This is a genomic window from Streptomyces fragilis, assembly GCF_003112515.1.
GTDB lineage: Bacteria > Actinomycetota > Actinomycetes > Streptomycetales > Streptomycetaceae > Streptomyces > Streptomyces fragilis.
The window spans coordinates 358,093-376,774 of the sequence record NZ_BEVZ01000008.1 but is presented as its reverse complement, the minus strand read 5'-3'; the positions used below and the strand labels follow the sequence as shown (position 1 = coordinate 376,774).

General features: G+C 70.5%; 13 protein-coding genes and 1 pseudogene. 6 read left to right on the top strand and 8 right to left on the bottom strand.

What is annotated here, in order from left to right; all coding sequences use genetic code 11:
- Positions 1–170 precede the first annotated feature (170 nt).
- Positions 171–503 (bottom strand): Rieske (2Fe-2S) protein, encoded by a 333-nt coding sequence (locus Sfr03f_RS26210; protein WP_108956623.1) that lies wholly within the window; start codon positions 501–503, stop codon positions 171–173.
- Positions 500–700: a hypothetical protein gene (locus Sfr03f_RS26205; RefSeq protein WP_108956622.1), complete on the bottom strand. Its 201-nt coding sequence runs from the start codon at positions 698–700 to the stop codon at positions 500–502. Before Sfr03f_RS26205 ends, Sfr03f_RS26210 begins: the two co-directional genes overlap by 4 nt.
- 168 nt (positions 701–868) lie before the next feature.
- Between Sfr03f_RS26205 and Sfr03f_RS26200 the strand changes: the two genes are divergently transcribed.
- Positions 869–1,828: a helix-turn-helix transcriptional regulator gene (locus Sfr03f_RS26200; RefSeq protein ID WP_108956621.1), complete on the top strand. Its 960-nt coding sequence runs from the start codon at positions 869–871 to the stop codon at positions 1,826–1,828.
- A 42-nt stretch (positions 1,829–1,870) separates the two neighbouring features.
- Here Sfr03f_RS26200 and Sfr03f_RS26195 read toward each other — a convergent pair whose 3' ends face one another.
- Positions 1,871–2,905 carry a helix-turn-helix transcriptional regulator gene (locus tag Sfr03f_RS26195; protein ID WP_108956620.1) on the bottom strand — a complete coding sequence of 345 codons (1,035 nt, stop codon included), beginning with the start codon at positions 2,903–2,905 and terminating at the stop codon, positions 1,871–1,873.
- A 120-nt stretch (positions 2,906–3,025) separates the two neighbouring features.
- Positions 3,026–4,087, bottom strand: coding sequence for a sugar ABC transporter substrate-binding protein (locus tag Sfr03f_RS26190; protein ID WP_245967757.1), 1,062 nt, complete (start codon positions 4,085–4,087; stop codon positions 3,026–3,028).
- A 344-nt stretch (positions 4,088–4,431) separates the two neighbouring features.
- Between Sfr03f_RS26190 and Sfr03f_RS26185 the strand changes: the two genes are divergently transcribed.
- Positions 4,432–6,429 (top strand): fibronectin type III domain-containing protein, encoded by a 1,998-nt coding sequence (locus Sfr03f_RS26185; protein ID WP_245967756.1) that lies wholly within the window; start codon positions 4,432–4,434, stop codon positions 6,427–6,429.
- A gap of 87 nt (positions 6,430–6,516) precedes the next feature.
- Here Sfr03f_RS26185 and Sfr03f_RS26180 read toward each other — a convergent pair whose 3' ends face one another.
- The 4 genes from Sfr03f_RS26180 to dnaK are packed head-to-tail and all read right to left on the bottom strand — an operon-like array spanning position 6,517 to position 10,767.
- Positions 6,517–6,963, bottom strand: coding sequence for a heat shock protein transcriptional repressor HspR (locus Sfr03f_RS26180; protein WP_108956618.1), 447 nt, complete (start codon positions 6,961–6,963; stop codon positions 6,517–6,519).
- Between the two features lie 4 nt (positions 6,964–6,967).
- On the bottom strand, positions 6,968–8,161 hold the full coding sequence (gene dnaJ / locus Sfr03f_RS26175; protein ID WP_108956617.1) for a molecular chaperone DnaJ: 1,194 nt from the start codon (positions 8,159–8,161) through the stop codon (positions 6,968–6,970).
- Positions 8,162–8,221: 60 nt separating this feature from the next.
- Positions 8,222–8,923, bottom strand: coding sequence for a nucleotide exchange factor GrpE (grpE, locus tag Sfr03f_RS26170; protein WP_108956616.1), 702 nt, complete (start codon positions 8,921–8,923; stop codon positions 8,222–8,224).
- Positions 8,920–10,767 carry a molecular chaperone DnaK gene (gene dnaK / locus Sfr03f_RS26165; protein ID WP_108956615.1) on the bottom strand — a complete coding sequence of 616 codons (1,848 nt, stop codon included), beginning with the start codon at positions 10,765–10,767 and terminating at the stop codon, positions 8,920–8,922. Before dnaK ends, grpE begins: the two co-directional genes overlap by 4 nt.
- Positions 10,768–11,126: 359 nt before the next feature.
- Here dnaK and Sfr03f_RS26160 point away from each other — a divergent pair, with 359 nt between their 5' ends.
- The 4 genes and pseudogenes from Sfr03f_RS26160 (at position 11,127) to Sfr03f_RS26145 (ending at position 18,639) form a co-directional block, all read left to right on the top strand.
- Complete coding sequence (locus Sfr03f_RS26160) at positions 11,127–13,409, top strand: (Fe-S)-binding protein (protein WP_108956614.1); 2,283 nt, start codon at positions 11,127–11,129, stop codon at positions 13,407–13,409.
- 437 nt (positions 13,410–13,846) lie between these two features.
- Positions 13,847–15,304: an FG-GAP-like repeat-containing protein gene (locus Sfr03f_RS26155; RefSeq protein ID WP_108956613.1), complete on the top strand. Its 1,458-nt coding sequence runs from the start codon at positions 13,847–13,849 to the stop codon at positions 15,302–15,304.
- Between the two features lie 199 nt (positions 15,305–15,503).
- Positions 15,504–16,979 (top strand): FG-GAP-like repeat-containing protein, encoded by a 1,476-nt coding sequence (locus Sfr03f_RS26150; protein WP_108956612.1) that lies wholly within the window; start codon positions 15,504–15,506, stop codon positions 16,977–16,979.
- Positions 16,980–17,169: 190 nt separating this feature from the next.
- A pseudogene (locus Sfr03f_RS26145) lies at positions 17,170–18,639 on the top strand (FG-GAP-like repeat-containing protein).
- Positions 18,640–18,682: the final 43 nt, after the last annotated feature.

The following is an 18,682-nucleotide window of genomic DNA, read 5'->3' as shown; positions in this document are numbered from 1 at the left end:
ACCCGCTCTGACGCGGCCAACGTCCACAAACTTGAGTCTATTCCACTCAAGGCGGTGGGAGGCGGAGGAGTTCCCGGGCACACGACAGCGGCGCCACCGTGTTCAGGTCACGGTGGCGCCGCTGCCGGGGGGAAGCACCTGAGGCGATCTTTGACGTTGGGGGTATCGCGTCAGGCGCTGCGGGGGGTGGCTGTCGAGACGTCCGGGAGTTCGTGGGGGGCGAACTCCCGATGGTCCCTTTGGTCCAGGTTCACGAAGATCATTCCATATCGGATCGCGCAGCGGACCGGCTGCGGCGCTCCGCGGGGGCGGCGCAGGCACCGGAACGCCCGCACGTCCTCCTCCTCGTCGCGCGTCACCACGACCGGCTCCCCGAAGACGGTGACCATCAGGGAGTCACCGGCGTGGGGGAGCGCGGTGACGAGGTCGACGAAGTGCCAGCCGGACCGGTAGGCCACGGCCATCTCCCGGCGGAACGAGCGGTCGTCCGGCGGCGTGCTCATGCTTCCGTGCCCGCCTGGACGGCGCCTCCGGCGGGGCTGGCCTCGACCCGGTCCCAGACCACGTCCCCCGCGTGCACAGATGTGCCGCGGCCGACGGACGGGCCGTCCCAGACGACGTCCGTCAGGGAGGCGGCACCGATGATCGCGCCCGCCGAGAAGGCCACAGCAAGCGCCGAGTGAAGCAATCTCTTGCACATGGTGGACTTCGTCCTCACTTCCCAAATTCGGTCCCTCGCCGCATCAGACGATGACCCATACCGGCACACGATGGCCAGTTCGAAGATGCATCATGTTCCTGCACGTTCATGACCCTGGGGGGCGGAGATATGGAACATACCGACATAACAAGGACACATCCCCACGGGATGGAGGCAATGTGCGAGGACGGCAGGCGGCTCTACGCCGATGCCCTCAGCCGCGGCCGCATCCAGCGCTCCGAGGCCGAAACCGCACCGTGCCTGCTCGAGTTCGCCCTCCTCCAGCCCGACCCCGACGACTCCGCCTGGCTCAGGCCGCTGCCGCCGGCGACCGCCCTGTCCCAGCGGCTGCTGCCGCTGGAGCGGGAGATCCAGCGGCACCGGGAGCAGGCCGTCCAGCTCACCCACGCCTTCGAGCCGTTCCTCTCCATCGCCGCGCACAGCCGGCCCACCCACGCGATCAACGTGCTGGAGGGCGTGGACCGGATCAACGAGGCGATCCAGGTGGCGCAGGCCAACTGCCGCTCGGAGATCCTCTCCGTCCAGCCCGGCGGCGGGCGCAGCGAGCCCACGCTCACCACGGCGTTCCGGCTCGGCCAGGACGTGCTGGAGCGCGGTCTGTCGATGCGGGTGCTCTACCAGCACACGGCCCGCCACAGCCCCGGCACGCTCACCTACGCACGGCTGATGAGTGACGCGCACGTCGAGTTCCGCACCGCGCGGGAACTGGTGGACCGGCTGACGATCTTCGACCGGTCGGTGGCCTTCATCCCCGCCCAGGACGACCGCAAGGTGGCCCTGGAGCTGCGCCACCCGGGCCTGGTCGACTACCTGATCAAGGTCTTCGACCAGCAGTGGCGCAGCGCCGTCCCGCTCTTCCAGGAGAGGCCCGACGAGGCCTCCGTCGACGGCATCACCGAGGTCCAGCGGACCATCGCCCGGCTGCTGATCGAAGGTCAGGTGGACGAGGCCATCGCGCGCCGTCTCGGCATGAACGTCCGCACCTGCCGCGCCCACATAGCCAAACTGGCCGCCGCCCTCGGCAGCGGCAGCCGGGCCCAGCTCGGCTACCTCATCGCCCGCTCCGGGCTCCTGGACGACGACGCAGCGCCGCCCGACGCCGGCTGAGGCCGCAGGAGGCCTCCACGGCCCCTAGGGCCCCTACGGCCCCTACGGCAGCCCGTCCGCCCCCGGCGGGCGGTCCAGCCCCGCATGGGCGATCCGGACGCCGAGCTGGGTCCGGCTGGTGGCCCCCAGCCGCTCGCTCAGGCGGGCGATGTGCGCCCGGCAGGTGCGCACGCTGATGCCGAGCCGCTCGGCGATGGCGGCGTCCTGGTGGCCCTCGGCGAGGAGCGCGGCGATCGACCGCTCGCGGTGGGAGACCCCCACCCCGCCGTCCTCCGGCGCCGGTACGGGCGAGCCGACCGGGACGGCCAGTCGCCACAGCCGCTCGAAGACGGTGGCCAGGTAGTCCACCAGGGCGGGGTGCCGCAGTTCCAGGGCCACCGAGCGGCGGGTGTTGGCCGGGACGAAGGCGACCGTGCGATCGAAAAGAATCAGCCGTTCCGGCACCTCGTCGAGGGTGCGGGCCTCCACCGCGTCACCCATCAGTTCCAGATAGCCCAGCAGCCCCTGTCCGTGCCGGGCGACGTGCGTGTACAGGTCCCGCATCCGCACGCCGCGGTGCCGCAGCTCCATGGCGCGCGGCAGGCCCTCGCTCAGCTCGTGCTCGGGGCGGATGCCGCCCGGCTGCACCGTGAGCACCTCGGTGACGCAGGCGGCGGAGGCCTCGTCGATGGCCGTCTGGATCCTCGGCAGCCCGTCCAGCACCCGCAGCGACGCCTCGCTGCCCAGCGGCCCCGCCCCGCCCGCCGGGCGCAGCCGGCTGCCGAGGCCCGCGTAGCGGTCGGCCGCCGAGAGCGCCGAGTCCATCCGCCGGTGGGCGTCGCCCATCTCGGCGCACAGCTCGCGCAGCAGCCGGGTCATGACCTCCTGCGGCGCCGTCGGCACCAGCCAGTCCATGTCGTCCGGGTCGGGGTGCAGCAGGCCGAGGTCCAGCAGGCAGGGCACCGCCTCGGAATCGCGGCGCGGCACCCGCCCCCGCCGGACGGCACGGGCGTACACCCGGTCGCCCTCCTCGCACAGGCGCTCGGGACCGTGCGGATGCTCCTGGGCCGCACGGACCGCGGCAGCCTCACCGGACATTCAGTTCTCCACCCCCGGTAGCGCCGCCTGTTCGCAGCGCCACTATGCGTGGCCGCGGACCCGCGCCGCAATACGCCACCGGCCCCGAGGGGGCTCGGGGCCGGCCGGTGCGTCAGGACGTCAGAGCAGCTTGGCGGCCTTGCAGGCCTCGCGAATTTCAGCCACGCAGATGTCGTCGACCTTGTGGATGCCGTCGGCGACGACGGTGTCCTTGATGTTGTCCCGGGTCAGTTCGATCACGGGGACGAGCGCCGCCGGAATGTCCTTCTTGGTCGGGCTGTCCACCGAGTCACGGGTCAGCGCGTCGAACTGGATGTCGTGGCTGCGGACCTTGGCGACGGCCATCTCCGCGGCGGCCTCGGCCTCGTTCGGGTACGGCTTGTAGACCGTCATGTACTGCTCACCGGTGACGATGCGCCGGACGGCCTCGATGTCCGCGTCCTGGCCGGTGATGGGCGGCATGTCGGTGACACCCGCCTCCTTGAGAGCCTCGACCACGCCGCCGGCCATGCCGTCGTTGGCGGAGAGCACGCCGTCGATCTTGGACACGCCCAGTGCCTCGATCGCGTCCTTCATGTGCTTCTTGGCCTTCTCCGGGTCCCACCCCTCGGTGTCGTACTCCTTGACGGACTGGCCGTTCAGCTCGATCCGTGCGCCGTCCCGGAACATCTTGGCGTTGGGGTCGGTGGGCGAGCCGTTGATCATCACGATGCTGCCACCGGGGACGGCCTCGGCCAGGGACCGGCCCTGGACCTCGCCGACCACCGTGTTGTTGAACGACACGTACGCGTCGACCGGACCCTCGGCCAGGCGGTCGTAGGCGATGACCGGGACGCCCGCCTCCTTGGCGTACTTGACCTCGGGGGCCACCGCCGCCGCGTCCACCGCGTCCACGACGATCACGTCGACCTTGGCGTCGACCATCGAGCGCATCTGCCGGTTCTGCGTGTCCTGGTCGCCGTCGGCGTTGGCGTAGCGGACCACGCCCTGGCCGTCGGTGAGCTCTTCGACCTTGTCCTTGAAGATCGGGAAGTCGAAGGCCTCGTACCGGGAGATCTTCTTCTCCGGCATCAGCAGACCGATCGTGATGTCGTTCAGGTCGGACGGAGCGGCGTCGTCGCCGTCCTTCCCCTGAGCACCCCCGCACGCGGCGAGCGAGAAGGACAGCGTGACGGCGGCCATGGATATGGCATAACGACGCATTCGAAAGCCCACTTCTGCGTTCGGTTAAGGGCGGGGCGTCCCACCACGATCCGGGCCGACGACGGCGTCACGGGCGGAACGGCACGAAGGGGAATCGGCCGTTGCCGTGACCGGGACGATGTTCTGCGGCTCGTGTGAAGACAGAGCGGAATCATAGCCAGTGTGCCTTCACACGTCTCCCTGGGTGTCCCGCGCATATCTGCGGTGATCACACACAGTAGGCACGGGCCGGCGTACAACCTCGTCCGTCCCCGGTGAGTCATGGTTCACGGCCGTACCCCGCGAACGGCCTTCTTCACGGACCCTCCAGGAGTTCCCCGATCGTGAACCGCATCTCCACGGCACGCGCCGCCACCGCCACCGCGGTGGTCCTCGCCACCACCGGTGGCCTGATCGGCGTGGCCGCCTCCACCTCCTCCGCGGCGGTGACCTGTGCGTCCCCGGTGTTCAAGCGGCAGTTCTTCGCGAACACCTCGTTCTCCGGCACGCCGAAGAAGACCGACTGCGACAGCGCCATCGACCAGAACTGGGGGACGGGCGCGCCGGCTTCCGGTCTGCCCTCCAACTACTTCGGCGTCCGCTGGTCCGTCACCCGCGACTTCGGCTCCGGCGGTCCGTTCGCCTTCACCGCGTCCTCGCGCGACGGCATCCGCGTCTACCTCGACGGCGTCCGCAAGGTCGACCTCTGGAAGAACGTCTCCACCACGGTCTCCAAAACGGTCAACCTCACCATCCCCCAAGGCAAGCACTCCCTGCGGATCGACTTCGTCAACTGGACCGGCTCCGCCGACGTCAAGTTCGCGTACGCGCCGCGCACCTCCGCGACGGTCGACACGGTCAAGCCGCTCACGCCCGGCGGTGCGGCCCTGACCTACAGCACCAGCACCTACAAGTCCAAGCTGTCCTGGACCAGGAGCCCCGAGATGGACCTCGCGGGCTACCAGGTCTACCGCCGCGTCTCCGGCGGCTCGTACCCGGTGAAGCCGCTCGCCGTCGCCACGGCGTCGGCGACCTCGTACACCGACACCCCGCCGATGGACGGCAAGCTCTACTACTACGAGGTCCGCGCCTACGACAAGGCCGGCAACACCTCCGCCGGCACCGCCGACAAGGGCGTCACGACGACCAAGGTCGCCACCCCGGCCGGCGTCACCGCCACCGCCACGGACACCGCCGTCGGGGTGCGGTGGAACCCGGTGCCCGGTGCCTCCGCCTACAAGCTGTACCGCAACGGCACCACGCTGACGACGGTCAAGGGCGCCACGGCGTACAGCGACACCGCCGTGGCCCGTTCGGTGTCCGCCTCCTACCGGGTGGCCGCCGTCGACACGACCGGGACCGTCGTCTCGCCCCTCTCCACCGCCTCGGCGGCCGTGCGCCGCCCGGTGGCCGCGCCGCGGTCGCTCACCGCGACGCCCGGTCTGGTGAAGGCCTCCCTGAAGTGGTCTGTCCCCGCCGACGGGGGCTCCTACGCCGGGTTCCACGTCTACCGCTCCACCTCGGTGACCGTGGACACCACCGGCGAGCCGCTGGACTGCACGGTCAAGGGTCCGGTGACCGAGGGGGACCAGCGGTACTGGACCTGCGTGGACAACACCGCCGAGGGCGGCGTCACCTACCACTACGTGGTGAAGGGGTACGACAGCGCCGGCACCGAGTCCGCCGCCTCCGGCGCCGTCCAGGTCACGCCCGAGAGCCGCGACCTCACCGCGCCGGCGGCCCCGACCGGGCTCACCGTCACCCCCACCGAGTACGGCTTCACCCTCGACTGGGACGACAACACCGAGGCGGACCTGCACCGTTACGGCATCTACAAGGGCTCGCTGTACGACGACGGCGACGGCGGTCAGGTCTGCCTCGCCCACCTCGTCGACCACACCTTCGCCGACACCTCGGAGCTCGAGTACCGGGCGGCGGCCGACGGCGAAGAGGTCTGCTTCCTGGTCAGCGCGATCGACACCGCCTGGAACGACAGCTTCAGGTCCACCGGGGAGGGCAAGGTCGTCCAGGTGCGGGAACTCGACCTGAGGCCCTCGGAGGAGACGCCCGCATCCGGTTCGCCGGTCGACGTCACCGTGGTCGACGACGGCGGCGAGATCTCCCTGAGCTGGTACGGCGGCGAGGACGCCACCGGGTACCGGGTCCACCGCTGGGACGGCACGTCCTACGTGCTGGTCCACACGCTGGACGGCGGGGGCCGGGTGTCGTGGACCGACCCGTCGGCACCGCGGGGCACCACGTCCTTCTACCGGGTGACCGCCGTCCTCGCGGACGGCACGGAGACCGCACCGGCCGGCGTGGCCGTCGCGCTGCTGCCCTGATCCGGGGACGGCGCCGCGACCGGTGGTGACGCCGAAGGGCCGGGAGACCGTGCGGTCTCCCGGCCCTTCGGGCACGTCGAGGCGCTGTCACTGCCCCCGCGCCGGCGGGCGCCACACCACCAGGGCGCTGGTGCGGGTCGCCTCCTGGTACGGGACCAGGTCCCGGCGGTAGGAGGCGTGCACCGCCGCCTCGCGGGCCCGGATCGTCGCCGCCGCGCCCTCGACCGCGGACTGCAGCTCCGCGACGCGGGACTGGAGGGCGGCGACCTGGTTCTCCAGCTCGATGATCCGCTTGATGCCGGCCAGGTTGATGCCCTCGTCCTGCGACAGCTGCTGCACCTGGCGGAGCAGCTGGATGTCGCGGGCCGAGTAGCGCCGGCCCCGCCCGGCCGTGCGGTCCGGGGAGACCAGGCCGAGGCGGTCGTACTGGCGCAGTGTCTGCGGGTGCAGGCCGGAGAGCTGGGCCGCAACCGAGATGACGTAGACCGGGGTGTCCTCGGTCAGTTCGTACGGGTTGCGCCGACGGCCGTCCATCTCGTCATGCTCCCTTCGCGGCTTCGAACAGCTCCGCTCGCGGGTCCTCCCCCGCGGTCGCCTCGCGGTACGCCTCGAGGGCGTCCCGGGCCTTCCCCGACAGGTCCTTGGGAACGCTCACCTCGACGGTGACCAGGAGGTCGCCGCGGGTGCCGTCCTTGCGGACCGCGCCCTTGCCCCGGGCGCGCATGGTGCGCCCGTTGGGCGTGCCGGGAGGCAGTTTCAGGGTGACCGGCGGTCCGCCCAGCGTTGGCACCCGGATCTCGCCGCCGAGGGCGGCCTCCGTGTACGTCACCGGCACGGTCACCGTCAGGTTGTCGCCCTTGCGGCCGAAGACCGGGTGGTCGTCCACGTGGACGACCACGTACAGGTCGCCGGCCGGTCCGCCCCGCTCGCCGGGGGCGCCCTTGCCGCGCAGCCTGATCCGCTGGCCGTCGCTCACGCCGGCCGGGATGCGGACCTGCATGGTGCGCGAGGACTTGGCCCGACCGGAGCCCTTGCAGACGTCGCAGGGGTTCTCGGCGATGAGGCCGCGGCCCTTGCAGTCGGGGCACGGGTCGGTCAGCGAGAAACCGCCGCCCGAACCGCGGGCCACCTGCCCGGTGCCGACGCAGGTCGGACACACGCGGGGCGTGCCGTTCTTGTCGCCGGTGCCCGAACAGGCCTTGCACGCCTGCTGGCTGGACATCCGCAGCGGCACCGTGGCGCCGTCCACCGCCTCGGTGAAGCTGAGCGTCACCTCGGACTCGATGTCCTGACCGCGCCGCGGCTGGGTGCGGGCGCCACCCGGCGCGCCGCCCCGGTTGCCGAACAGGCCGCCGAAGACGTCGCCGAGGCCGCCGCCCCCGCCGAAGCCGCCGCCCCCGCCGCCGGCGCCGCCCTGAGTGCCTCCGAAGAGGTCGCCCAGGTCGAAGTTGAACGTTCCTCCGGCACCCGGGCCCGGACGGAAGCCGCCACCGTTGCCGAACAGCGCGCGGGCGTCGTCGTACTCCTTGCGCCGCTTGGGGTCGCCGAGCACGTCGTTGGCCTCGGAGATCTCCTTGAAGCGCTCCTCGGCCGCCGCGTTGCCCTTGTTGGCGTCCGGGTGGAACTCGCGGGCGAGTTTCCGGTACGCCTTCTTGATCTCGGCCTCGGTGGCGTCCTTCGGGACGCCGAGAACCTTGTAGTAGTCCTTCTCGATGAAGTCCTTGGTACTCATCCCCGACGTCCCTCCTTCCGTCCGTCACCGGCGCGCCGGTTACCGGCGCGCCGCCTCACGTCAGCCCTCGTCCGGGCCACCGTTCTCCTTGTGCTCGACGTGCTCGGCGTTCTCGGTGCCGGCGGCACCGTCGGACGCCTTCTCGCCCTCGGCCGCGGACTCCTCGGCCTCCGCCTGCGCACCCGGCTGCGGTTCGGCCACGGCCACCCGCGCGGGGCGGATGATCCGGTCGCCGATCTTGTACCCGGGCTGCAGAATGCCCACGCAGGTGGTCTCGGTGACGTCCGGCGCGTAGCTGTGCATCAGCGCCTCGTGGATCGTCGGGTCGAAGGGCTCGCCCTCCTTGGCGTACTGCTGCAGCCCCATCTTGGCCGCGACCGTCTCCAGCGACTCGGCCACCGACTTGAAGCCGCCGACCAGTTCACCGTGCTCACGGGCGCGCCCGATGTCGTCGAGCACCGGCAGGAGCTCGGTCAGGAGGTTCGCCACGGCGATCTCCCGGACCGCGATCCGGTCGCGCTCGACCCGGCGGCGGTAGTTCTGGAACTCCGCCTGGAGCCGCTGCAGGTCCGCGGTGCGCTCGGAGAGCGCGGTGCGGGCCTGGTCGAGCTGCGCCGTCAGGCCTGCGGTCTGTGCCGCGTCCCCGGCCGGGGCCGCCGGCTCCTCCTGGGAGGAGTCGGCGGCCTGCGGCTCGGCGTCTTCGGAACCGCTGCCGGAAGGGACGTCGGGCTTCTCGTCAAAACCCGGGGTCTCCTCCGTCACGCGGCACCGTCCTTGCGCTCGTCGTCGACGATCTCGGCGTCGACCACGTCGTCCTCGGGAGCACCGGAGGGGGCGTCACCGGCGGAGGCGCCGCCGGCGGCCTGGGCGCCCTGGGCGTCGGCGTACATGGCCTGGCCGAGCTTCTGGGAGACGGCCGCGACCTTCTCGGTGGCGGTGCGGATCTCCGCGATGTCCTCGCCCTTGAGCTTCTCCTTCAGCTCGGCGATCGCACCCTCGACCTCGGTCTTGACGTCGCCCGGGACCTTGTCCTCGTTGTCCTTGAGGAACTTCTCGGTCTGGTAGACGAGCTGCTCGCCCTGGTTGCGGGTCTCGGCGGCCTCGCGACGCTTGTGGTCCTCCTCCGCGTAGCGCTCGGCCTCCTCACGCATGCGGTCGACCTCGTCCTTCGGCAGCGAGGAGCCGCCGGTGACGGTCATCTTCTGCTCCTTGCCCGTGCCCAGGTCCTTCGCGGTCACGTGCATGATGCCGTTGGCGTCGATGTCGAAGGAGACCTCGATCTGCGGGACGCCGCGCGGGGCCGGCGGGAGGCCGGTCAGCTCGAACATGCCGAGCTTCTTGTTGTACGCCGCGATCTCGCGCTCACCCTGGTAGACCTGGATCTGCACGGACGGCTGGTTGTCCTCGGCCGTCGTGAAGATCTCGGAGCGCTTGGTCGGGATCGTGGTGTTGCGCTCGATCAGCTTGGTCATGATGCCGCCCTTGGTCTCGATGCCGAGGGACAGCGGGGTGACGTCGAGGAGCAGGACGTCCTTGACCTCGCCCTTGAGGACACCGGCCTGGAGCGAGGCGCCGATGGCGACGACCTCGTCCGGGTTGACGCCCTTGTTGGCCTCCTTGCCGCCGGTCAGCTCCTTGACGAGCTCGGCGACGGCGGGCATGCGGGTCGAGCCGCCGACGAGGACGACGTGGTCGATCTCGCTGAGCTGGATGCCGGCGTCCTTGATGACGTTGTGGAACGGCACCTTGCAACGCTCGAGCAGGTCGGAGGTGAGCTGCTGGAACTGGGCGCGGGTGAGCTTCTCGTCCAGGTGCAGCGGGCCCTCGGCGGAGGCCGTGATGTAGGGCAGGTTGATCGAGGTCTCGGTGGACGAGGACAGCTCGATCTTCGCCTTCTCGGCGGCCTCGCGCAGACGCTGCAGGGCCATCTTGTCCTTGGCCAGGTCCACGCCGTGGGCGTTCTGGAACTGCTTGACCAGGTAGTCGACGACGCGCTGGTCCCAGTCGTCACCACCGAGGTGGTTGTCGCCGTTGGTGGCCTTCACCTCGACGACGCCGTCGCCGATCTCCAGCAGCGAGACGTCGAAGGTGCCGCCACCGAGGTCGAAGACCAGGATGGTCTGGTCGTCCTTGTCGAGGCCGTACGCCAGGGCGGCCGCGGTGGGCTCGTTGACGATGCGCAGGACGTTCAGGCCCGCGATCTCGCCGGCCTCCTTCGTCGCCTGACGCTCGGAGTCGTTGAAGTACGCCGGGACGGTGATGACCGCGTCGGTCACCTTCTCGCCCAGGTAGGCCTCCGCGTCCCGCTTCAGCTTCTGCAGGATGAACGCGGACATCTGCTGCGGGTTGAAGTCCTTGCCGTCCAGGTTGATCTTCCAGTCGGTGCCCATGTGGCGCTTGACCGACCGGATGGTCCTGTCGACGTTGGTGACGGCCTGGCGCTTGGCGACCTCGCCGACGAGCACCTCGCCGTTCTTGGCGAAGGCGACGACGGACGGCGTGGTCCTGGCGCCCTCGGCGTTGGTGATGACGGTGGGCTCACCGCCCTCCAGAACGCTGACGACCGAGTTGGTCGTACCCAGGTCGATGCCGACCGCACGTGCCATGGTGATCTTCCTCCAGCTGACTTGAGTGGAACAGACTCAAGTGTGCACGACCTCGCGGCGAGAGGCAACAGACCTGAGCCGGACGGACTCAACTTTACGGAGGCGGGGTCCGCATGGCGGCGCCGAGGCCGCTCGGGCGGGGCAACCGGGGGACGCGGCGGGCGGTGCGGGGAAGGGCGGACGCACCCACGCCCCTGCCCGGGGAGATACTGAGGCAACCCTCAGCGACGCAGATCACCGCTCCGACGGCTGCGGGCGGCGCTGGATATGGATAGTCTCGAACGGACTGGATAAGTTACCGCTTAGTAATCTGCTCCGTTCCTTAGTCTTCACACCCTCGCAGGCCCGAGGAGCCTCCCATGCAACTCGCCGCGATCATCGTGTCGCTGGTCCTGACCGTGGTGGGCGTCGCCTTGCTCGCACGCGCCGTCGGTCAGTTCGTCCGGTACTTCAAGCTGGGCCAGCCCGTGCCCGCGGGTGCCCGGACCGACAACCCCTACCAGCGCAGCGTGACGCTGGTGAAGGAATTCCTCGGCCACACGCGGATGAACCGCTGGGGGATCGTCGGCATCGCCCACTGGTTCGTCGCCGTCGGCTTCTTCTCCCTGGTGCCCACGCTGATCACCGCGTTCGGCCAGCTCTTCAAGGCCGACTGGGCGATCCCCTTCATCGGGCACTGGACGCCGTTCGAGATGTTCGTCGAGTTCATCGGCACGATGACGACGCTCGGCATCCTCACCCTGATCGTGATCCGCCAGCTCTCCAAGGCGACCCGCCCCGGCCGCAAGTCCCGCTTCGCCGGGTCCAACGCCGGCCAGGCGTACTTCGTCGAGACGGTCATCCTGACCATCGGCCTCGCGATCATGATGCTGCGCGGCCTCGAGGGCGCCCTGCTGGACATCCCGCACTACGAGCCCGCGTACTTCGCCTCGTACCCGCTGGTGCTGGCCTTCAAGGGCCTGGGCGTGACCACGCTGCAGAACCTGATCTACCTGTTCGCGATGATCAAGATCGGGACGTCCTTCATCTGGATGATCGTGGTCTCGCTGCGCACGGACATGGGCGTCGCCTGGCACCGCTTCCTGGCCTTCCCCAACATCTGGTTCAAGCGCAACGCGGACGGCTCCACCGCCCTGGGCGCGCTGCAGCCGATGACCTCCGGCGGCAAGGAGATCGACTTCGCCGACCCCGGTGACGACGACGTCTTCGGCGTCTCCCAGGTCGAGCAGTTCTCCTGGAAGGGCCTGCTGGACTTCTCCACCTGCACCGAGTGCGGCCGCTGCCAGTCGCAGTGCCCCGCCTGGAACACCGGCAAGCCGCTCTCCCCGAAGCTGCTGATCATGTCGCTGCGCGACAACATGCACGCCAAGGCCCCGTACCTGCTGGCCGGCGGCGGCAAGACCATGGAGGGCGAGGAGAAGGCCTCCGAGGAGCAGCTCAAGGACGTCCCCGCGGCCGCCCTCGCCGAGGCCGAGCGCCCCCTGATCGGGACGCTCGAGGAGAACGGCGTCATCGACCCGGACGTCCTGTGGTCCTGCACCACCTGCGGCGCCTGCGTCGAGCAGTGCCCGGTGGACATCGAGCACGTCGACCACATCGTCGACATGCGCCGCTACCAGGTCATGATCGAGTCGGCGTTCCCGTCCGAGGCGGGCACGATGCTCAAGAACCTGGAGAAGAAGGGCAACCCCTGGGGCCTGGCGAAGAAGCAGCGCCTGGAGTGGCTCAAGGAGGTCGAGTTCGAGGTCCCCGTCGTCGGCAAGGACATCGAGGACCTCACCGAGGTCGAGTACCTCTACTGGGTCGGCTGCGCCGGCGCCCTGGAGGACCGCGCCAAGAAGACCACCAAGGCCTTCGCCGAGCTGCTGCACATCGCGGGCGTCAAGTTCGCGATCATGGGCGGCGACGAGAAGTGCACCGGTGACTCCGCCCGCCGCCTGGGCAACGAGCCCCTGTTCCAGGAGCTCGGCATGGAGAACGTCATGGCGCTGAACATGGCGTTCGGCGAGGAGACGGACGACGACGGCAAGGTCACGGCCGAGTCGAGGAAGCCGAAGTCGGCGAAGAAGATCGTCGCCACCTGCCCGCACTGCCTCAACACCATCGGCAACGAATACCCGCAGCTCGGCGGCGACTACGAGGTCATCCACCACACCCAGCTGCTCCAGCACCTGATCGACGAGGGCAAGCTGGTCCCGGTCACCCCGGTCGAGGGTCTGATCACCTACCACGACCCCTGCTACCTGGGCCGCCACAACAAGATCTACACGCCTCCGCGCGAGATCATCGCCAACGTCCCGGGCCTGCGGAACGAGGAGATGCACCGCCACAAGGAGCGCGGCTTCTGCTGCGGCGCCGGCGGCGCGCGGATGTGGATGGAGGAGCGGATCGGCAAGCGCATCAACAACGAGCGCGTCGACGAGGCCCTGTCCCTCAACCCGGACATCGTCTCCACCGCCTGCCCCTTCTGCCTGGTCATGCTGACCGACTCGGTCAACGGCAAGAAGAACGACGGCAAGGCCAAGGAGTCGATCCAGGTCGTGGACGTCGCCCAGCTCCTCCTGGAGTCGGTCAAGACCCCCGCCGACCCGGCGGGCGAGGCGGAGACCGAGGACACGCCGGAGCCGCAGCCGGCGCAGTAGCGTCCCTCCTCCTCGGAGCCCGAAGGCCCGGCCGAGCACCACGCTCGGCCGGGCCCTCGGCGTTTCGGCGGCCCACGCAACCCTGCCCGCGACCGGCGGGGAAGATCTCCGCGACGGGTTCGCGTCCGATCTCTCCGACCTCGGTCGGTGTGTCCACCACGGGCTTCCCCGGCTTCGGTGGGACCTTCGCCGACCGACGCCGCCGCCGGTGAGGGCCGGGGGCCGGGCGCCGGGCGCCGGGCGCCGGGCGCCGGGGCCGGACGCCACCACGGCCTCCCTGCCCCGGGGGCGTCTCACGCATCGAACACGTCACCGTTCCCGTACAACCATTCCCACCCCGCACCGGTCTGAGAACCGCCGACCTCCCCTGCTCGGCCCAGTTCTTCCCCGGGGACCCGGCGCACCGCCGTTCCCCGCACGGCACTCGAGGGACCCGCATGCACAGAAACACCCGTACCACTCTCGCGACCGTCGCCGCCGCCGCGGTGACCGGCGGGCTGCTCACCTTCGCCGCCTCGGCCACCGCGGTCGCCGTCGACGGCACCGTCGCCTCGCAGGCCGACTTCGACAACGACGGCATCGCGGACGTGGCGTCCTCGGCGACGGCCACCGTCGCCGGCAAGGCGGAGGCGGGTGAGGTCGTCGTCGCCTACGGCGTCCAGGGCACCGGCCTCACCTCCACCAGGAGGAGCCTGGTCAGCCAGGACACCTCCGGCGTCCCGGGCTCCGCCGAGGCCGGCGACCGGTTCGGCGACGAGACCGCCTACGCCGACTTCGACGGCGACGGCTACGACGACCTGGCCGTCGGCGCGCCCGGTGAGGACCTCGGCACCGACAAGGACGCCGGCATGGTCACCATCCTCTGGGGCTCCGCCAACGGCATCACCGGCGCCGGCGCCGTCCAGATCGACGACCCCGCCTCCAGCTCCCACGACCAGTGGGGGCGGCTGCTGGCGGCCGGCGACTTCGACGGCGACGGCAGGCAGGACCTCACCGTCGGCACCAGCAAGAGCAAGGTCTACGTCTTCAAGGGCGGCATCAACCGCAAGGGCACCTACGGCAGTCGCCAGACCGTCCAGACGCCGATCATGACGGACGCCACTCCGTTCAACCTCACCGCCGGCGACGTCAACGGCGGCGCCACCGACCTGGTCGTCAGCGGCTACGAGCCCACCGAGGGCTGGACCCGCAACTTCCTGCTGTTCGGCACCGCCTCCGGTCTGGACGCCGCCGGCGCGCAGGAGCTGCGCCCCGGCATCATCAGCGGCGTCGGCGACATCAACCACGACGGGTACGGCGACGTCGTCAGCGGCGCGATGTGGAACGCGACCAACGAGGACGGCACGACCGTTCCGTACTCCGCCAAGGGCGGCAAGGTCTGGATCACCTACGGCAGCGAGTACGGCGTCGGCACCGTCCAGGGCATCACCCAGGACACCTCCGGCATCCCCGGCGCCAGCGAGTCCAACGACATGTTCGGCCACGAGCTGGACCTGGGCGACGTCAACGGCGACGGCTTCCTCGACCTGGCGATCGGCGTGGCCGGCGAGAACGTCGACGGCGTGACCGACACCGGCTCGGTCCTGGTCCTGTACGGCAAGGCCTCCGGCATCACCGGCACCGGCGCGCAGTACATCGACCAGAACACCGCGGGCGTCCCCGGCTCCAACGAGAAGGGCGACATGTTCGGCATCGACGTGAAGCTCGACGACGTCAACGGCGACGCCAAGGCCGACCTGGTGGTCGGCAGCGGCGAGAACGACTACAACGGCGCCATCACGTATGTGCCGTCCACCGGCGGGAAGATCAGCGGCACCGGCCGCTCGCTCTCCCCGTCCGCGCTCGGCGTCTCGACCGCGGGCCGGCCGGGGGTCGGCGTGAACTTCGCCGACTGATCCACCCCGTTCCCCACTCGGAGGCCGGGACGCCGTGACGGCGTCCCGGCCTGCGGCGTTCCGGCCCGTCGGCTTCTCGTGCGGGTTCCGTACAACCAACCCCACCCGTCGCAGGTCTGATCACTGCCACCACCCCACGCCCGTCCTTCTTCTCCCCGGGGCGCAGCACCCGCCCCCACGTGGTTCTAAGGGGATCCGCATGCACAGGAAGACCCGCACCACCCTCGCGACCGTCGCAGCCGCCGCGGTGACCGGCGGGCTGCTCACCTTCGCGGCCGCCACGCCCGCGCTCGCCGTCGACGGCACGGTCGCCTCGCAGGCCGACTTCAACGGCGACGGCGTCGGTGACGTGGCGTCCTCCGCCGACGGCGCGTACGTCTCCGGCAAGGCGAACGCGGGCCAGGTCGTCGTCGCGTACGGCGTCGAAGGCTCCGGCATCACCGCCTCCCAGCGCTCCGTGATCAGCCAGGACACCTCCGGCGTCCCCGGTGGCGCCGAGACCGGGGACGGCTTCAGCAGCGACACCGCCTACGCCGACTTCGACGGCGACGGCTACGACGACCTGGCCGTCGGCGCACCCTGGGAGGACCTGGGCGACGACCAGGACGCCGGCATGGTCACCATCCTCTGGGGCTCCGCATCCGGCATCACCGGCGCCGGCGCCGTCCAGCTCGACGACCCGGCCCCCACCTCGCACGACCAGTGGGGCCGCCTGCTCGCCGCCGGCGACTTCGACGGCGACGGCAAGCAGGACCTCACCGTCGGCACCAGCAAGACGAAGCTGTACCTGTTCAAGGGCGGCATCTCCCGCAACGGCACGTCCGGCAGCCGTCAGACGGTGCAGGCGCCGATCTCCACCACCCGGCCGCTGTACAACCTCACCGCGGGCGACGTGAACGGCGACCACCGCACCGACCTGGTGGCCAACGGGTACACCCCGGAGTCCTCGAACGGTTACTACTGGGACCGCAACTTCCTGCTGTTCGGCACCGCCTCCGGCCTGGACGCCGCCGGCGCGCAGGAGCTGCGCCCGGGCATCATCAGCGGCGTCGGCGACATCAACCGTGACGGCTACGGCGACATCGTCAGCGGCTGGCACCGGAACAAGGTCCAGGACGGCGTCACGGACCCCTACGCCGCGGACGGCGGCAAGGTCTGGATCACCTACGGCAGCCAGTACGGCGTCGGCACCGTCCAGGGCATCACCCAGGACACCTCCGGCGTCCCCGGCTCCGCCGAGCTGAACGACATGTTCGGCTACGAGCTGGACCTCGGCGACGTCGACGGTGACGGTTTCCTCGACCTGGCGGTCGGCGTGGCCGGCGAGAACGTCGACGGCGTCACCGACACCGGCTCGGTCGTCGTCCTCCACGGCACCGCCTCCGGCATCACCGGCACCGGCGCCCAGTACGTCGACCAGAACACCGCGGGCGTCCCCGGCTCCAACGAGAAGGAGGACTACTTCGGCTCGGACGTGAAGCTGGACGACGTCAGCGGCGACGGCAGGGCCGACCTGGTGGTCGGCAGCGGCGAGAACGACGGCAACGGCAGCATCACGTACCTGCCGTCCTCCGGCGGCAGGATCACCGGCACCGGATCCCGTGCGCTCTCCCCGACGGCGCTCGGCGTCTCCACCTCGGGGACGCCGTACGTCGGCTACAACTTCGCCGACTGATCCACCCGTCGACCGCCCCCGGACCCGCACCACCACGGACCCGGCCCGGGGGCGGACATCTTCACCACTCCCGTACAACCATTCCCGTCGGTCACAGATCTGATCACTGCCGACCGACCGGGCTCGGCCTTGTTCCTCCCGGGGACCCGCGTTTCAGCGCCGCTCCTCGCACGGCATTTGAGGGAACCGCATGCACAGGAAGACCCGCACCGCCCTCGCGACCGTCGCCGCCACCGCGGTGACCGGCGGGCTGCTCACCTTCGCCGCCGCGACCACCGCGGTCGCCGTCGACGGCACCGTCGCCTCGCAGGCCGACTTCGACAACGACGGCATCGGCGACGTCGCCACCGTGGCGTACTCCACCGTCTCCGGCTAGAGCTACGCCGGCCAGGTCGTCGTCACCTACGGCGTCAAGGGCACCGGCATCACCGCCACCAAGCGCGCGCTGATCAGCCAGGACACCTCCGGCGTGCCCGGCAGCGCCGAGACCGAGGACAGCTTCGGCGACGACACCGCCTACGCCGACTTCAACGGCGACGGCTACGACGACCTCGCCGTCGGGGCGCCCGGGGAGGACCTCGGCACCGACAAGGACGCCGGCATGGTCACCGTCCTCTGGGGCTCCGCCAACGGCATCACCGGCTCCGGCGCCGTCCAGATCGACGACCCGGCCCCCACCGCGCACGACCAGTGGGGCCGCCTGCTCGCCGCCGGCGACTTCGACGGCGACGGCAAGCAGGACCTGGCCGTCGGCACCAGCAAGAGCAAGGTCTACGTCCTCAAGGGCGGCATCACCAAGTCCGGCTCCTACGGCAGCCGCCAGACGGTGCAGACGCCCATCATCACCTCCGCGGCGCCCGCCAACCTCACCGCCGGCAACGTCGACGGCGACGCGGCCACCGACCTGGTGGTCAGCGGCTACGAGACCGACAGCGCCGAGGGCTGGAACAGCAACTTCCTGCTCCTGGGCACCTCTTCGGGCCTGAACGCCACCGGCTACCAGAAGCTCCGCCCCGGCGTCATCAGCGGCATCGGCGACATCAACCACGACGGCTTCGGCGACATCGTCAGCGGTGTCAGCTGGAACGCGGTCACGGACGACGGCACGCCCATCCCCTACTCCGCCAAGGGCGGCAAGGTCTGGATCACGTACGGCAGCCAGTACGGCGTCGGCACCATCCAGGGCATCACCCAGGACACCTCCGGCGTCCCCGGGTCCAGCGAGACCAACGACCAGTTCGGCCACGAGCTGGACCTCGGCGACGTCAACGGCGACGGCTTCCTCGACCTCGCGATCGGCGTGGCCGGCGAGAACATCGGCTCCGCCACCGACACCGGCACCGTGCTCGTGCTCTACGGCAACGCCTCCGGCATCACCGGCTCCGGCTCCCAGTCCTTCCACCAGGACACCGCGGGCGTCCCCGGCTCCAACGAGAAGTACGACATGTTCGGCATGGACGTGAAGCTGGACGACGTCACCGGCGACGGCAAGGCCGACCTGGTCGTCGGCACCGGCGAGAACGACGGCAACGGCAACCTGGTTTACCTGCCCTCCAACGGCAGCAAGATCACCGCGACCGGCTCCCGCGCGATCTCCCCGAGCGCGCTCGGCGTCTCGACCGCGGGCTACCCGGTGGTCGGCGCCAACTTCGCCGACTGACCCACCCGTTCCTCGTCCCCCGGGGCCGGGGCGCCGTCACGGC